This is a genomic window from Pseudoalteromonas sp. EB27 (assembly GCF_001974875.1).
Classification (GTDB): domain Bacteria; phylum Pseudomonadota; class Gammaproteobacteria; order Enterobacterales; family Alteromonadaceae; genus Pseudoalteromonas.
In genome coordinates this window covers 115,467-130,728 of sequence record NZ_MTQD01000007.1, presented here as the reverse complement: position 1 = coordinate 130,728, position 15,262 = coordinate 115,467, and the positions used below count along the sequence as shown (strand labels likewise).

Annotated in this window: 17 protein-coding genes; 16 read left to right on the top strand and 1 reads right to left on the bottom strand. The window is 37.2% G+C overall.

Annotated elements, in window-relative coordinates; genetic code table 11:
* Positions 1 to 170: 170 nt before the first annotated feature.
* Both BW142_RS09630 and BW142_RS09625 read left to right on the top strand, forming a co-directional pair.
* The gene (locus tag BW142_RS09630; protein ID WP_076924732.1) at positions 171 to 521 is read left to right on the top strand and encodes a hypothetical protein; all 351 of its coding nucleotides are present in this window, start codon (positions 171 to 173) and stop codon (positions 519 to 521) included.
* A 399-nt stretch (positions 522 to 920) separates the two neighbouring features.
* On the top strand, positions 921 to 2,399 hold the full coding sequence (locus BW142_RS09625; protein ID WP_076924731.1) for a cellulase family glycosylhydrolase: 1,479 nt from the start codon (positions 921 to 923) through the stop codon (positions 2,397 to 2,399).
* Positions 2,400 to 2,459: 60 nt separating this feature from the next.
* Here the strand turns inward: BW142_RS09625 and BW142_RS09620 are convergent, their stop codons facing one another.
* Positions 2,460 to 4,151, bottom strand: a complete 1,692-nt coding sequence (locus BW142_RS09620) for an alkaline phosphatase D family protein (RefSeq protein ID WP_076924730.1) — start codon at positions 4,149 to 4,151, stop codon at positions 2,460 to 2,462.
* A 299-nt stretch (positions 4,152 to 4,450) separates the two neighbouring features.
* On the opposite strand from BW142_RS09620, the gene BW142_RS09615 reads away from it, so the two are divergent.
* From BW142_RS09615 to BW142_RS09550, 14 genes are all read left to right on the top strand, one after another.
* Positions 4,451 to 4,723 carry a hypothetical protein gene (locus tag BW142_RS09615; protein WP_076924729.1) on the top strand — a complete coding sequence of 91 codons (273 nt, stop codon included), beginning with the start codon at positions 4,451 to 4,453 and terminating at the stop codon, positions 4,721 to 4,723.
* A gap of 235 nt (positions 4,724 to 4,958) precedes the next feature.
* Positions 4,959 to 5,537 (top strand): LON peptidase substrate-binding domain-containing protein, encoded by a 579-nt coding sequence (locus BW142_RS09610; RefSeq protein ID WP_076924728.1) that lies wholly within the window; start codon positions 4,959 to 4,961, stop codon positions 5,535 to 5,537.
* A 68-nt stretch (positions 5,538 to 5,605) separates the two neighbouring features.
* The gene (locus BW142_RS09605; RefSeq protein ID WP_076924727.1) at positions 5,606 to 6,229 is read left to right on the top strand and encodes a sigma-70 family RNA polymerase sigma factor; all 624 of its coding nucleotides are present in this window, start codon (positions 5,606 to 5,608) and stop codon (positions 6,227 to 6,229) included.
* Positions 6,222 to 6,902 (top strand): ChrR family anti-sigma-E factor, encoded by a 681-nt coding sequence (locus BW142_RS09600; protein WP_076924726.1) that lies wholly within the window; start codon positions 6,222 to 6,224, stop codon positions 6,900 to 6,902. Before BW142_RS09605 ends, BW142_RS09600 begins: the two co-directional genes overlap by 8 nt.
* A gap of 8 nt (positions 6,903 to 6,910) precedes the next feature.
* Positions 6,911 to 7,864 carry a DUF523 and DUF1722 domain-containing protein gene (locus tag BW142_RS09595; RefSeq protein WP_076924725.1) on the top strand — a complete coding sequence of 318 codons (954 nt, stop codon included), beginning with the start codon at positions 6,911 to 6,913 and terminating at the stop codon, positions 7,862 to 7,864.
* Positions 7,864 to 9,258, top strand: coding sequence for a deoxyribodipyrimidine photo-lyase (phrB, locus tag BW142_RS09590; RefSeq protein ID WP_076924724.1), 1,395 nt, complete (start codon positions 7,864 to 7,866; stop codon positions 9,256 to 9,258). The genes BW142_RS09595 and phrB overlap by 1 nt, the downstream gene beginning before the upstream one ends.
* Before the next feature lies 1 nt (position 9,259).
* Entirely contained in the window at positions 9,260 to 9,688 is a 429-nt protein-coding gene (locus BW142_RS09585) for a nuclear transport factor 2 family protein (protein WP_007580706.1), read from the top strand.
* Between the two features lie 2 nt (positions 9,689 to 9,690).
* Positions 9,691 to 10,401: an SDR family NAD(P)-dependent oxidoreductase gene (locus BW142_RS09580; RefSeq protein WP_024598112.1), complete on the top strand. Its 711-nt coding sequence runs from the start codon at positions 9,691 to 9,693 to the stop codon at positions 10,399 to 10,401.
* Positions 10,398 to 11,654, top strand: coding sequence for an FAD-dependent oxidoreductase (locus BW142_RS09575; protein ID WP_076924723.1), 1,257 nt, complete (start codon positions 10,398 to 10,400; stop codon positions 11,652 to 11,654). Before BW142_RS09580 ends, BW142_RS09575 begins: the two co-directional genes overlap by 4 nt.
* Positions 11,647 to 12,384 (top strand): DUF1365 domain-containing protein, encoded by a 738-nt coding sequence (locus BW142_RS09570; RefSeq protein WP_076924722.1) that lies wholly within the window; start codon positions 11,647 to 11,649, stop codon positions 12,382 to 12,384. Before BW142_RS09575 ends, BW142_RS09570 begins: the two co-directional genes overlap by 8 nt.
* Before the next feature lie 37 nt (positions 12,385 to 12,421).
* Positions 12,422 to 13,684: a cyclopropane-fatty-acyl-phospholipid synthase family protein gene (locus BW142_RS09565; protein ID WP_076924721.1), complete on the top strand. Its 1,263-nt coding sequence runs from the start codon at positions 12,422 to 12,424 to the stop codon at positions 13,682 to 13,684.
* A complete protein-coding gene (locus tag BW142_RS09560) occupies positions 13,662 to 14,162 on the top strand; it encodes a DUF2878 domain-containing protein (RefSeq protein ID WP_076924720.1) in 501 nt (166 codons plus the stop codon). The genes BW142_RS09565 and BW142_RS09560 overlap by 23 nt, the downstream gene beginning before the upstream one ends.
* Before the next feature lie 55 nt (positions 14,163 to 14,217).
* Positions 14,218 to 14,706, top strand: a complete 489-nt coding sequence (locus tag BW142_RS09555; protein ID WP_076924719.1) for a chalcone isomerase family protein — start codon at positions 14,218 to 14,220, stop codon at positions 14,704 to 14,706.
* Position 14,707: 1 nt separating this feature from the next.
* Positions 14,708 to 15,247, top strand: coding sequence for a DUF3833 domain-containing protein (locus BW142_RS09550; RefSeq protein WP_024598106.1), 540 nt, complete (start codon positions 14,708 to 14,710; stop codon positions 15,245 to 15,247).
* Positions 15,248 to 15,262 lie beyond the last annotated feature (15 nt).

Genomic DNA, 15,262 nt, shown 5'->3' with positions numbered 1-15,262 from the left:
TATTGGAATTAATTTCAGTGTACAACTGTACGCTGAAAGTTTCAATCTTAGCTGTGAGTAATTCTAAATAACTTTATTTGATACGCTACTTTAGCTTTTACTTGATTTTAAAGAGAATTAATTCACTATGTTGGTGTCTAGTGTAATACATATTACGAGCTGAAATAACCATGAAACAAGATCTAAAAGCTGCTTTACTTACCGCCATTGTTTATCCTGGAGCGGGGCATTTTTCTCTAAAAAAACACCTAATAGGCGCTATTTTTGCGGGTGTATTTACTGTTTTTTTAATTTTAACCTTTCAAGATATATTTGCGATTGCACAGTGTACTGCAAATGAAATTGTACACGGTAAAATCCCCATGTCGGTTACGGCCATTTTAAAAGCCGCGCAACAACCTTCCGACGCCTGCGCTAAACTCGCTGAATATAAGTATGTACCTTTAATGATTATAATTTGGGTGCTGAGCATGATGGATGCATACCGTTTGGGCAGAAAAGTACTTCCCACAAAAAAATAAGCCAATTAATTAGAGCTAGGTTTGGTTGGCTTATTAATTGCCTCCCTAATATTTATTCCTGATATTTAGCTATTATTAATGGCGGTAATAATTATTATTACCGCCTTTTCATTTTTATATATATTTTTTGTAACCGAGATTTTTTGCCTGCATCATGTAAACATCGTGTAAATGCCTGTATATACCCAGTAAAATCCTCAAACCTCGTTAAATTGCTCATTTGTTGATATTTAGTTAATTAAATTCCTTCTCCTTGTACCTTTTTATTCATTTAATGTTAATAAATAAATGATACTTTCTGCTCACCAAGTTAACTTTGTTTAGCTATTAAGTATTGGTTTGGTGTCAATTTATTACGTCAAGCAATGACGACTGATAATTTCAATTTAAGGAAATACGATGAATAACAGTTCAAATAATCACAAAAGAAAGGATTTTAAAGTGGCGAGCTTATCGTTAGCTTTATTATTAGGATGCTCAACAATGGCCAATGCCGCTGTTGAAAAGTTAACGGTGAGTGGAAATCAAATTCTTGCGGGTGGAGAAAACACAAGCTTTGCAGGACCTAGCCTATTTTGGAGTAATACGGGGTGGGGCGCTGAAAAATTTTACACCGCAGAAACAGTAGCAAAGGCAAAAACTGAATTTAATGCAACATTAATTCGTGCAGCTATTGGCCATGGTACGAGTACCGGTGGTAGTTTGAACTTTGATTGGGAGGGCAATATGAGCCGTCTTGATACTGTTGTAAACGCAGCTATTAACGAAGATATGTACGTTATTATTGATTTTCATAGCCATGAAGCACATACCGATCAAGCAACTGCAATTCGCTTTTTTGAAGACGTAGCGACCAAATATGGGCAGTACGACAATGTTATTTATGAAATTTATAATGAGCCGTTACAAATTTCGTGGGTTAACGATATTAAGCCTTACGCAGAAACAGTTATTGATAAAATTAGAGCAATCGACCCTGATAACTTAATTGTGGTTGGTACGCCTACGTGGTCACAAGATGTGGATGTGGCATCACAAAACCCAATTGATCGCGCCAATATTGCTTACACTCTGCATTTTTATGCTGGCACGCATGGTCAATCGTATCGAAATAAAGCACAAACTGCACTCGATAACGGTATTGCACTATTCGCCACAGAGTGGGGAACAGTTAATGCTGATGGCAATGGTGGTGTTAATATTAATGAAACCGATGCATGGATGGCATTTTTTAAAACAAACAATATTAGCCACGCTAACTGGGCTTTAAACGATAAAAACGAAGGTGCATCGTTATTTACTCCAGGCGGTAGTTGGAATTCACTAACCGCGTCAGGCACTAAAGTTAAAGAGATCATTCAAGGTTGGGGTGGTAGTACGGTTGCTTTAGACTCTGATGGCGATGGTATAAGTGATAGTAACGATCAGTGCGATAACACTCCTGCAGGTACAACGGTTGATAGTATTGGTTGTGCAGTAACTGACAGCGATGGTGATGGTATTAGCGATAGTGTTGATCAATGCCCTAATACACCTGCAGGTGAAACTGTTAATAATGTAGGTTGTGTTGTTGAAGTAGTTGAACCACAAAGCGATGTGGATAACGATGGTGTGAATGATGATATTGATCAGTGCCCAGATACACCCGCTGGTACAAGTGTTGATACAAATGGATGCAGTGTTGTAAGTTCAACCGATTGTAATGGCATTAATACATACCCTAATTGGGTGAACAAAGATTACTCAGGTGGGCCGTTTACTCACAATAACACCGACGATAAAATGCAATATCAAGGCAATGCATACAGCGCAAATTGGTATACAAATAGCCTTCCAGGAAGTGATGCTTCGTGGACGCTTCTTTATACTTGTAATTAAGCACGTTTTATAAAATATGCGAAGAAGGTAAATAATACATTTACCTTCTTTTTAAAAGTATTAGCCTTTATAAACACTTTGATGCTGGTTAACTATGTTATAACTTGGGGAGTTTATGTTATCTATATAACGCCAATCGGTTGTGATTTGCTCTTTAGTAATCGTCAGTAACATATATCCACGGTGTGATAAGTCACAATAGTTTAAGTCGTTTATTAACAATGAAAGCGAGTCAGCCATTTGCTTTGCTTGTGCTGTATTAAGCGCTAAATAATGCTCCATACCCGGGGATGTAACACCTGGTGTTGCAAACTCTACTCCTACGCTTTCGCCTTTTGCATTTTTTAATGTACCATGCCACGCATTGTGCGTATCACCTGCAACCACGACTAACTTTTTATTTAATGCAGTAACGCTTTTGTATAATGCTTCGCGCTCGCTTGGGTAACCATCCCACGCATCTAAATTGTAAGGCATTAAAGTATTTACGCGTGCAAGTTGCGCGGGTGTTACCGCTTTATTTGCTAACACGGCTTTTTTAATGGCAACAAGCTCTTTTAATACCTGGGGTATTTTGGTGCGATCGGATTGCGAGAATATTTCAGTAGGTAGCCACATTTTAGTCATCAATACTTGCTGGCCTAATATTTGCCACTTTGCATTTGATTTAGTTATTGCACTCGTAAGCCAGTTAAGTTGTGTGTTACCTAGTAACTGCCTTTTTGGATTATTTAAATCACTGGCAAAGCGAGCAACATCCATTTGTTTGGTCTCTAGGTTTTTATAGTCGCTGTAAGCGAGTTGTTTATCGCGTGCTATTACGCGAGTATCTAGCATGTGTAAGCTTATTAAATTACCAAAATCGAAGGTACGGTATATTTGCGGGCTTTGCTCGCCCATGGGTGGTCTAATTGGCAGCCATTCGTAATACGCTTGAATAGCTGCTGCGCGGCGCTTAAAAAAGTCACCTTCATCAGGGGTATGATTTTCAGCACCACTTTTATAGGTATCGTTGGTAACTTCGTGATCATCCCATATTGCGATAAATGGTGCTGCAGCGTGAAGTGCTTGAAGGCCTTGGTCTGTTCTGTAAATAGCATAGCGCTTGCGATAGTCGCTAAGGGTAATAATTTCACCGCTGTTATCGGCTGCTAATTGGCGGCCAATTTTTTCAGCATTTTCGGTAGCGTATCCACCCATCGGGTATTCGTAAATATAATCTCCCAAATGCAGTACTACATCTAAATCTTTTTGCTTAGCGATATCAGTGTATGCATTAAAGTACCCAGCAGGGTAGTTTGAGCACGAAACAACAGCCATTTTTATTTGTTCAATATTATTTATTGGTAGTGTTTTAGCCCGGCCAATTGGGCTTTGTGTATTCAAACCCATAAACCGATAAAAGTATTCTGTATTTGGAGTAAGGTCTTGCACATCTATTTTTATTGTAAAGTCGCGGCTTTTATCTGTTTGTTCTCGCCCACTACGAATAATATTTTTAAATTGAGAATCACTTGCCAACTCCCAAGCAACAGTAACTTCAAAATTTGATTGAGCAGTGGTTGCGCGTGTCCAAATAATTAAAGCATGGCTAAGCGGGTCGCCACTCGCTACACCGTGTTTAAATTCAATAGCCGATAGAGGTTTGTTTATTAATGTTTGAGCACAACCTGTAATGGCACTCGATACTGCGACGGTAAATATACTTGCTGCTGAGGTTTTTAAAAAATTTCGACGTGATGAAAGAGTCATACTGCACTTTTTTAATTATTAATAGTGGTCCGCACTTTAACGATTAGATATGACGTTTTTATAAACGCTAAATGTATTTAGTGTGACGATATTAATACACTTAAACCTCTTTTATTTATTAACTAAAAAGTAGTCAAAAAATTAAATTTAATGGTTAAATTAACAAGAGATGAATTTTTTAAATTAAAGCTATTTGTATAAAGTTCTTTAATTACAGTTATTTAAATTTTATTTTTATGTTGGCACAACCCTTGAGTATGTAATTACGTCTAAACAATACACAAACAAGGAATACCATTATGAAACATTCAATTAAAATCGCTATGGCAAGTTTATTAGTATTAGGTTCTGCGCAAGTACATGCAGTAGAGGTGGACCTAGATGTAACTGATATATTAACTCAAAGTGTAGCAAGCTATGTTAAGCAAACTTCAATCGAGCTTGAAAAATCATTAAAGGAAACGCTTTATTTTGATGCCAAAACTGTTTTAGAGAGTTTATTAGATGAGCCCGCTTTAACAGATAGCACAACGCTTAAAAGTACTGACACTAGTATTAAAAACGTAAAATAAATCATTTAAAGGATTAAAACGATGAGCAGTGAACTTGGATTATTTGCATTAATGTTAGCACCCGTAGTCAGCATGATTAGCGCTTATTACTCGGTACAAGTGTTTAAAGCTATGGGAGGTTGGTTTAATCTTTAGCCAATTATATAGCTGGTAATTAATTCGATTCATACAAAGCTGATCGACTTAGCAAAAGCGCACGTAAATAAAGGCAGAGTGTTTGAAATAAGTAGACTTTATGAAACGTGCGATTTTTCCATTACCCATTTTTATGTTACCTGAAGGTTATACGCGATTACGCATATTTGAGCCTCGTTATTTAAATATGGTTAAAACCGCATTAAAAAATAATACAGGGTTTGTGCTTTGTACGTTTGAGCATGACACGCCTTTTAATATAAGCGCCCAAGGTTGCCTTGTTGATATTATTGATTTTGACCAAGACGATAACGATGTATTATTAATTGATGTATTTGCATCACAACACGTGCAAATTAATGACGTTTATCAAGACGAAGACGAATTACGTCACGGCTTAGTATCGCCTTGTAATACGCCGTATTGGTACAAAGATTCTAACAATCAAATTGGTGAACATTACCTATTACACGACGCGCTTAAAAACGTGTTTGATGGTAATACGGAACTTAATTTGTTGTACAAGAAAACTCATTTTGACAAGCTTCCTTGGATTGCAGCACGTTGGCTTGAACTCCTACCTGTTTCTATTGAGAAAAAACAGCAACTTGCATTTGAAACGAATTTTGATAACTTACTGAATTTCCTCCATACTGTGATTAATAACGAATTTGCCTAAATTTTATGATCCTAAATTAATTATTGCCCGTATTACTTAATACAAAAGCAATAACGGGATAAATTATTATGGTAAGTCAACAACAGTCACCACGTTGTGAACCTAATACAGGTAAGTACACTGCCATGCCAGAAACGCCGAGTAAAGAGCTCATGCAAGCGCTTTTAGATGTTGCGCAATCACGCGACAAAAAAGCGTTTTCTTATTTATTTGAATACTTTGCGCCAAAAATTAAACGCTTTGGAATAAAGCAGTTTGGTGTTGAAGCTCAAGCAATGGAGCTTGTGCAAGAAACGCTAACCTCTGTTTGGCGTAAAGCACATTTGTATCACAGTGATAAAGGTGCAGCGACTACGTGGGTTTATACCGTTATGCGTAACGCGTCGTTCGATATGCTTCGTAAGATGAAAAGTAATAAAGAAGAAAATATAAGCGAAGATATTTGGCCGTTACTAAATGACTCACAAGATACGCATCACGAATACAGTGATCATTTAGAAGATAAGCAAATTAAGCGCTACTTAGACAAATTACCAATTGCTCAACGCGAAGTGGTAAGAGGCGTTTATTTCCAAGACATGTCGCAAGAGCAACTTGCACATCAACTTAATATTCCAGTAGGCACGGTAAAATCACGGTTACGTTTGGCCTTGCAAAAATTACGTAATGAAATGGGAGATCAGCATGATTAAACATCACCCGAGTGAAACTTTACTGACACAGTATTGCGATGCATCACTTGCTACATCATTGAGTTTAGCCGTTTCTATTCACGTAGACATGTGCCCTGTGTGCCAAGCTAAAGTAGCTAAAATTGAAACAAGTAATGCAAATGCATTATTTAGTGAAGAGCCTGCTCAATTTGAGAAACCTCAAACTGAGAAATCTGATTTACTTGAAGAATTTGAACTAAATGTACTTGATATGATCATGTCTGATGATTCTATTGATGAAGTTTACGAAGTAGAGCCTGTATCTATTAAAGTGAATGAGCATAACTATCAACTTCCACGTGCTTTAACACGTATTTCTCATAGTAAGTTTACACAAGTTGGTAAGTTAGCGCGTTCTCGTGTTGCATTAGATGACGGTGCGCTGCGTTCTAGCTTGCTACATATTGATGCTGGCGGCGAAATTCCTGAGCATACACATACCGGATTTGAAGTTACTTTACTACTAGACGGTGAGTTTAGTGATGAAGATGGTAATTACGTACCAGGCGACTTTATTTGGCAAGATGGTAGTCATCAACACACACCTTTAACAAAAGATGGATGTTTATGCTTTACAGTTGTCAGTAGTGCGCTACATTTTAATAAGGGCTTCAGCAAGTTACTCAATCCAATAGGTAATTTGATTTACTAAGAGAATATATGCATACAGATATAATAAAAATAGGCATAAGCGCCTGCTTAGCAGGCGAAAAAGTTAGATTTGACACAGGACATAAAAAGTCAAATTTTTGCATGGATGAGCTAGGTAAACACGTTGAATACACACGGTTTTGTCCGGAAGTAGCGGTAGGTTTACCAATACCCCGTCCAACTATTCGCCAGGTTAAAGTGGGCGATACTATTAAAGTATGCCGCCCAGATGGCACCGGTGAAGTAGGCCAGCAACTTACTGAATATGGTAAAAAAGTTGCAACTGAACAAGCTAAAGAACTAAGTGGATTTGTATTTTGTGCTAAAAGCCCAAGTTGCGGCATGGAGCGCATTAAAATTTACAATGAAGCAGGAACAGGTAACACCTCAGAAGGTGTTGGTTTTTTTGCTGAGCAAATAATGAAGCACAACCCATTATTGCCATGTGAAGAAAACGGACGTTTAAATGACATGCACTTACGTGAAAACTTTGTAATGAGAATTTACGTATTTAAAAACTGGCAAAAATTAGTACAAGAGCCGCTTACGGTTCATAAGCTTACTCAATTTCATTCTCAGTATAAGTACTTGTTAATGGCTCATAATTATCAAGCTTATCGCGATTTGGGTAACCTGCTGGGAACATATGTAGGCGACGATATAAGCGCAGTTGCTGATGAATATATTTTAGGTTTGATGACGGGTCTTAAAAAGCCAGCTTCTCGAAGAAATAACTGCAACACGCTAATGCATTTACAAGGTTACTTTAAAACATTTTTATCGAAGGTTGAAAAACAAGAACTTCGTGATGCAATAGATGAATACCGCGAAGGATTGGTGCCATTGTATGTACCACTTACTTTGCTAAAACATCATTTGAAGGTTCACCCAAATGAGTACCTTGAAAAACAAGTGTTTTTTAACCCTTACCCTCACGATTTAAAACTACGATTTGGTATTTAATGGATACATTATTTTGGTTTAGGCGCGATTTGCGCCTTTTTTCTAACGAAGCGTTAATTCAAGCGCTAAATAATGGCGCTAAACACGCCATTTTTTTTGTGTCTGAAAAACAGTGGCAACAACACCAAACTGCGCCTATTCAGATTGACTTACTCAAGCGCCGAGTTACTTACCTTCAATCTCAGCTTGCTGATTACGGCATTGCTTTACATGTTATTGAAGCGCCAAGCTTTGGCGATTGTACGCGTGAGCTTATTGATTTCTGTAAATCAAACGATGTAAAACACGTAATTGCTAATACAGAATATGAGCTAAATGAAGTAAACCGCGATAAAGCAATTTTGCACGAATGCGATGAGCTTTCTATTACTTTTACTTTGTACGAAGGTGATTTGATTGCATCTGTTGGAACGGTTAAAAATCAAAGTAATGAAATGTATAAAGTGTTTACTCCATTTAAGCGAGCATGGCTAAAGCAGTATCAAGATACACATTTTAGTTTGCCTCAATGGCCTCTAACTTCTGATCCAATAAAATTTGATGAAAGCGACTTACTAAAAAGTGATGGATGCTCAGATAAGTGGCCGGTTGACGACGATACACTGTCTACCGTGGTCGATAACTTTATATGTGACAAGCTTACAAGCTACGACGATCAGCGTGATATACCTAGCGTAAAAGGCACATCAGGTTTAAGCCCGTATTTAGCATTGGGTATTGTAAGCACAAAACAGCTGCTTATTAATATTCAGCAGCGTTATCCTGATATTTTAACTACGTCAAAAAGTAAAACGTTTACGTGGATTAACGAGCTTGTTTGGCGCGAATTTTACAGGCATTTAATTGCTGAATTTCCGAAGCTTTCGCGCGGTGATAACTTCAACGAAAAGTATAACGCCGTAGTGTGGCGTAAAAGCGAAAATGAATTTACAGCATGGTGTGAAGGGCGTACAGGTTACCCGTTAGTGGATGCTGCAATGCTACAACTAAAGCAAACCGGTTGGATGCATAATCGTTTACGAATGGTTGTTGCGAGCTTTTTAACTAAGCATTTGTTAATAGACTGGCGCGAAGGTGAGCGCTTTTTTATGCAGCACCTAATTGATGGCGATTTAGCCTCAAATAATGGTGGCTGGCAGTGGGCTGCAAGTACCGGGTGTGATGCTCAGCCTTACTTTAGAGTTTTTAACCCTATCAGACAAAGCGAGCGCTTTGATCCAACTGGCAAGTTTATCCGTAAGTATTTGCCAGAGCTTGAAAACGTGCCAGATAAACACATTCATTTTCCACACACTTATTTAGCCGCAATAGGTAAAGATAAGGAATGTTACTGGCCAGCAATAGTTGATCATAAAGCGGCACGAGAACGTGCACTTGCTGCATTTAAGGTGTGATATGGATAACCAGTTACCAGTAGATAAATTTGTTGAAATATACCAACAGCTTGATAGCACAAACCTTGATTTATTGAGTGATATTTACTGTGACAACATACAGTTTATAGACCCGATGCATGAAATTAATGGCATTGTAGAATTGCGCAGGTACTTTGCTAACTTATATAGTAATGTTAAGCATTGCCAGTTTGATATTAGTGATTCGTTTAATAGCGGAAACAATGCTTTTATTTATTGGACTATGCACTACGCACATCCAAAACTTTCATCAGGTAAAACTATCTCGGTAGAAGGTCATAGTAAGCTTATTTTTGAAAATGGCAAAATTATCAAGCACAGAGATTACTTTAATGTAGGCGAGTTGTTATATAAGCATATTCCTTTACTTGGTAGTGTTATAAAGCTAATTGATAAAAGGGCAGGTTAATTATGATCACATTAATTACGGGTGCTACTTCAGGTATTGGTGAGCAGTTAGCAATTAAATATGCGCAGTTGGGAGACACTGTTATAGCTTGTGGCCGTAATAGTGAAAAGCTCGCTGAGCTTGCTAAATACGACAATATTCAAGCATGTAAATTTGATGCGACTAATCTACATGACATTAAAGAGTCTACTATTGGCTTCCCTCATTTTGACCGTGTTATTTTAAACGCGGGTAACTGTGAATACATAGATGACGCGCGAAATTTTGATAGTGCATTGTTTGAGCGTGTAATTAATGTGAATTTACTCTCTATGGGGTATTGCCTTGAAGCGCTACTTCCTAAAATAAATTCAGGCGGCCAGCTTGTTTTAGTTAGCTCAAGTGTTACCTATCTTGCGCTACCTCGTTCAGAAGCTTATGGTGCATCAAAAGCGGGTGTAAGTTATTTAGCAAAAAGCTTAGCTGTTGATTTAGATGATGTTGATGTGACTTTAGTTCACCCTGGTTTTGTGAAAACTCCGCTCACTAATAAAAATGATTTCCCGATGCCTATGGCTGTTACCGCTGAAAAAGCAGCTGACTACATGATTAAGGGAATACATAAGCGCCGAAAAGATGTTCACTTTCCGTACCGTTTTACACTTATATTAAAAGCATTACGTATTTTACCACTCCCAATTTGGCTTAAAATCGCAAAAGGATTAGCCCGTTGAAAAAAATAGCAATAATAGGAACTGGTGTATCTGGTTTAACATGTGGGCATTTGCTTCACAAACATTACGATGTAACCGTATTTGAAAAAAATGATTATATAGGTGGCCACACTGCAACGGTTGACGTTGATGTGTGCGGCATAAAATACGCAATAGATACTGGCTTTATTGTATTTAACGACAGAACTTACCCATACTTTGAAAAGTTACTATCGCGTATTGGTGTAGATAAACAGACAACGCAAATGAGCTTTAGTGTTCATAATGAAGCCACTGGCTTTGAATACAATGGTCATACATTTACGAGCCTATTTGCACAGCGACGTAATATTTTTAGACCTAAGTTTTGGCGATTATTGTACGACATTGTTAGGTTTAACAAACTGTGTAAAGCACTACATGAAAAAGATGATTACCAGTCTGATCAATCATTAGGGCAGTTGCTTAGCGACAATCACTTTAATGACTTTTTTAAATACCATTATATCCTTCCGATGGGCGCGGCTATTTGGTCTACCAGCATTAAAGAAATGGAAAATGTAGGCGTTGAATTTTTTGTTAAGTTCTTCTTTAATCATGGCCTTTTAGATGTAACAAACAGACCACAGTGGTATGTAGTACCAGGTGGCTCTCGTCAGTATATTAAGCCGCTGATAAGAGGCTTTGCCGATAAAATTAAACTCAATACAAACATCAAATCTGTTACACGTCAAAATGATGAAGTAACAATAGAGTTTGCCAGTGGTGAGCAAAGTAAGTTTGATAAAGTAATATTTGCTTGTCATTCAGATCAGGCGCTTGCACTACTTGGTGATGCGACTGAGCAAGAAAAGTCAGTATTGGGTGCAATAGCTTACACTGAGAATTCAGTGGTGCTGCACACCGATACAAACCTTTTACCAGATAGAAAAGCAGCATGGGCAAGTTGGAACTACCTACTTAATAACAACACTGATAAAGCAGCTGTTGTTACTTACCAAATGAATATTTTGCAAGGTATACAATCGGATACACAGTTTTGTGTAACGCTTAATCACCTTGAAGGAATAAGCCAAAGTAAAATTTTGCGCGAGTTTACTTATCATCACCCTGTATTTAACCAAGAGTCAATTGCTGCTCAAAAACTTAAACACAGTATTGATGGACAAAACAATAGTTATTTTTGTGGTGCTTATTGGTACAATGGTTTTCATGAAGATGGCGTACACAGTGGTGTAGATGTAGCCAAGCAACTTGGGGTCGAATTTGACTAGTGCAGTGTATTTAGGCGATGTAAAACATCGCCGTTTTGCTGTTAAAGAACATCGTTTTAGTTATCCATTGTATATGATGTGGGTAGACTTAAATAATCCTCAACAACTAAATGGTGTGCATAAACACATAGGTACGTCAGGATTAAAAGCGTTAAAATTTAATGAAGCTGATTATCTTAAAGGCACCTCACAACTTGCTAAACGACCTCTTATTGAGCGTGCACATGAACAACTTGCCAATTTAGGTATTACCGAAACCTTTTCTCATATTTACATGCTAGGGCAATTTCGTTGTTTTGGTGTGTATTTTAGCCCTGTTAATTTTTATTTTTTTGGCCACAACGATACTCGTTTTAAGTATATGATTGCTGAAGTGAGTAATACACCATGGAACGAACGTCATTATTATTTAGTCCCTTTAGAAAAAAAAGTGAACTTTAAGAAGGTTTTTTCCGTATCACCTTTTATGAATCTGGATATGAACTATCATTGGCATGTTAAACAATCGCCTGATAAAACATTGATACACATTGAAAATAAGCGAAATGAAGAGTTATTATTTGATGCAACACTTCGCTTAAAACGTAAAGAACTCACTAACGAAGAGATTAATAAGTTGTTTAAACGTTTTCCGGCCATGACATGGTCTATTTTCAAAGGTATTTATTATCAAGCATTAAAGTTGTTTTTAAAACGAGTGCCTTTTTTAGGTCACTCAGGTAAGCCATAAAGCACATAGGTAGTCAGGACAATTAATAGGTATTTTAATGGATAAAGTGTCGAGCTTAAATTGCGAACAAAGCACTAGTTGGTTAACTAATATATATAAAAAACTAGTTACTAAAGCATTTTCGTCAATTGAAACAGGTCAAGTTGTTTTAATTGAAGGAAATGAGCGTACAGTTTTTGGCGATGTATCGTCTGCGTTAAAAGCCACAGTAACAGTTAACGATAAAGCTATGTATAAAGCGTTTGCGTTATCTGGGAGCGTTGGCGCTGGTGAAGCGTATATTTTGGGTCACTGGTCTTGTGACAACTTAACTTCATTTATAGAAATATTTGCTATAAACGAAAAGCAACTCGATGAGTTTGAAAAAAAATTCGCATTTTTTAGTAATATCGCACACCGATTTAATCACATAAAAAATAAAAATTCAGAATCGGGTTCTAAAAAGAACATTGTTGCTCATTACGACTTAGGTAATGATTTGTACGAATCATTTTTAAGTAAAGAAATGCTTTACTCAAGTGCTGTATATCCTACAAAAGAAGCAACACTTGAAGATGCGCAGCAATACAAGCTTAAACGCATTTGTGAGCAAGTTGAGCTTCAAAAAAATGATTCAGTAATTGAAATTGGTACAGGGTGGGGGGCTTTTGCTATATACGCAGCCACACATTACGATTGCCATGTAACAACCACCACCATATCTGATGAGCAACATGATTATGTAGCTAACAAGATTGTTGAACTTGGTCTTGAAAGTAAAATAACATTACTCAAGCTCGACTACAGACTACTAAAAGGTAAATACGACAAACTTGTTTCTATTGAAATGATAGAAGCGGTTGGTCATGACTATTTACCTAGCTTCTTCACTCAGTGTGGTGAGCTCTTAAAAGACGACGGCGCAATGCTTATACAAGCAATTACTATTGGCGATCAGCGTTATAAGCACTACTTAAAAAACTCTGACTTTATCCAACAGTATATTTTCCCAGGTGGGTGCTTGCCATCACTTAACGAAATGAGTGAGCAAATCAAGAATAATACCGATATGGTTATTCACACTGTTAATGATATTGGCGCTCACTACGCACGAACATTAGCGGATTGGCGTACTCGTTTTATAAAAAGCTGGCCTGATTTGGACCGCTCTAAATTTGATGAACGTTTTTATCGTTTATGGTTATTTTATTTTGCTTATTGTGAAGGTGCATTTAGAGCCAGAGCAACAAGTACAGTGCATTTAATGGCGCGTAAACCACGTTTTATTAGCGATAACGATGATATTGCGCTCAATTACTAATTTTGTTTTGTTTCAAGCAGTGTGGTTTTTATCATTACTGCTTGAAGCTGATTCGCTAATTTTTAGTGGCTTGATTATTGTTTTAATGTTTTTGTTGTCAAAGCAGAAAAAACAAGACTCCTTACTATTAATTAAAGCCCTACCTTTAGCCCTGTTATTAGAATTTATAGCGGTAAAGCTAGGCTTGTTAGAATTTAAAGTATATCCCTTCCCCCTATGGCTCGCTTTTTTATGGGCTGCATTATTACTTTCTTTAAATACCTCTATGGTCTTTTTAAGTAGATTAAAACTTTGGCAGGCCTTTTTGGTATGTATTGCTTTTGCGCCTGCAAGTTATTGGGCAGGTGCTCGTTTTGAAGTAATAAGCCTAGGATTACCTTTATGGCAATTTTGGCTTGTTTACGGAGCGATATGGTCTGCAGTGTTTACCGCTATCCTTTTTATAAACCAAAAAATTAAGTTGTTTATTAATCGCTGAACGCCCACAAATTTACATTTTGCAACATTACTCACTTATTCAAAGGGAACTTATTTTGAAATTTTTACTAAAGGCAGTTACTTTTTATTTGCTTACAACTTCAATTGTTTTAGCTAACACACAATTTAATAAAGTAGGCGAAGCACGAATGGAGTATTTATTTTGGGATGTATATGACGCTGTGCTATTTACCCCTTCAGGTAATTACAGCGCAGGAACACATCCTGTTAAGTTTAAGCTTACCTATTTACGCGACTTTGAAGCTAAAGAAATAGTTAAAGCAACAAATGAGCAGTGGCAACATCTTGGAAAAAAGGAATTAGCTGACAAATACGACAGTAAATTGTTGTCTATTTGGCCTGATATAAAAAAGGGTGACTCGCTAACGTTAATCACAAATGAGCAAGGTATGAGCACTTTTTATCATAATAATGAAAAAATTGGTGAAATTAATGAGCCTCAATTTTCGAGTGACTTTTTAGCCATTTGGCTTGATAAAAAAACCTCTGAGCCAAAACTACGAAAGCAACTATTAGGGAATTAATATGAACATATTAAACACGTTGAAAGCAGCTGTAATGACCGTCTCGGCTCTACTTTTAATTAGCTGTTCGGCACCAAATGTTGAACATTATAAAAATACATCGCCAAATTTCGACTTTAAAACGTTTTTTAGCGGAAATTTGAAAGCCTATGGTGTTGTACAAGACTTTAAAGGCGAATTGACCCGAAAGCTTGTCGTAGATATGAATGCGACTTGGGACGGTAACCAGGGCGTTATTGAAGAAGACTTTGTTTATGATGATGGTGAAACCCAAAAGCGAATCTGGAAAATAACGTTAAATGAAGACAATAGTTTAACGGGGTCGGCAGCTGATGTTATAGGTACTGCAAAAGGTAAAAGTGATGGCAGTGTATTTCACTGGAATTATGATGTTGAACTTCCATACGATGGCAGTACTTTGGAAGTGAATTTTGACGATTGGATGTACTTGGTTACACAATCGCGCTTGATAAACCGCACGTCTATTGTTAAGTTTGGAGTCGAGGTCGGGGAAGTGACCTTAGTTATCGAAAAAATATAGCTTATTTACCCAGTT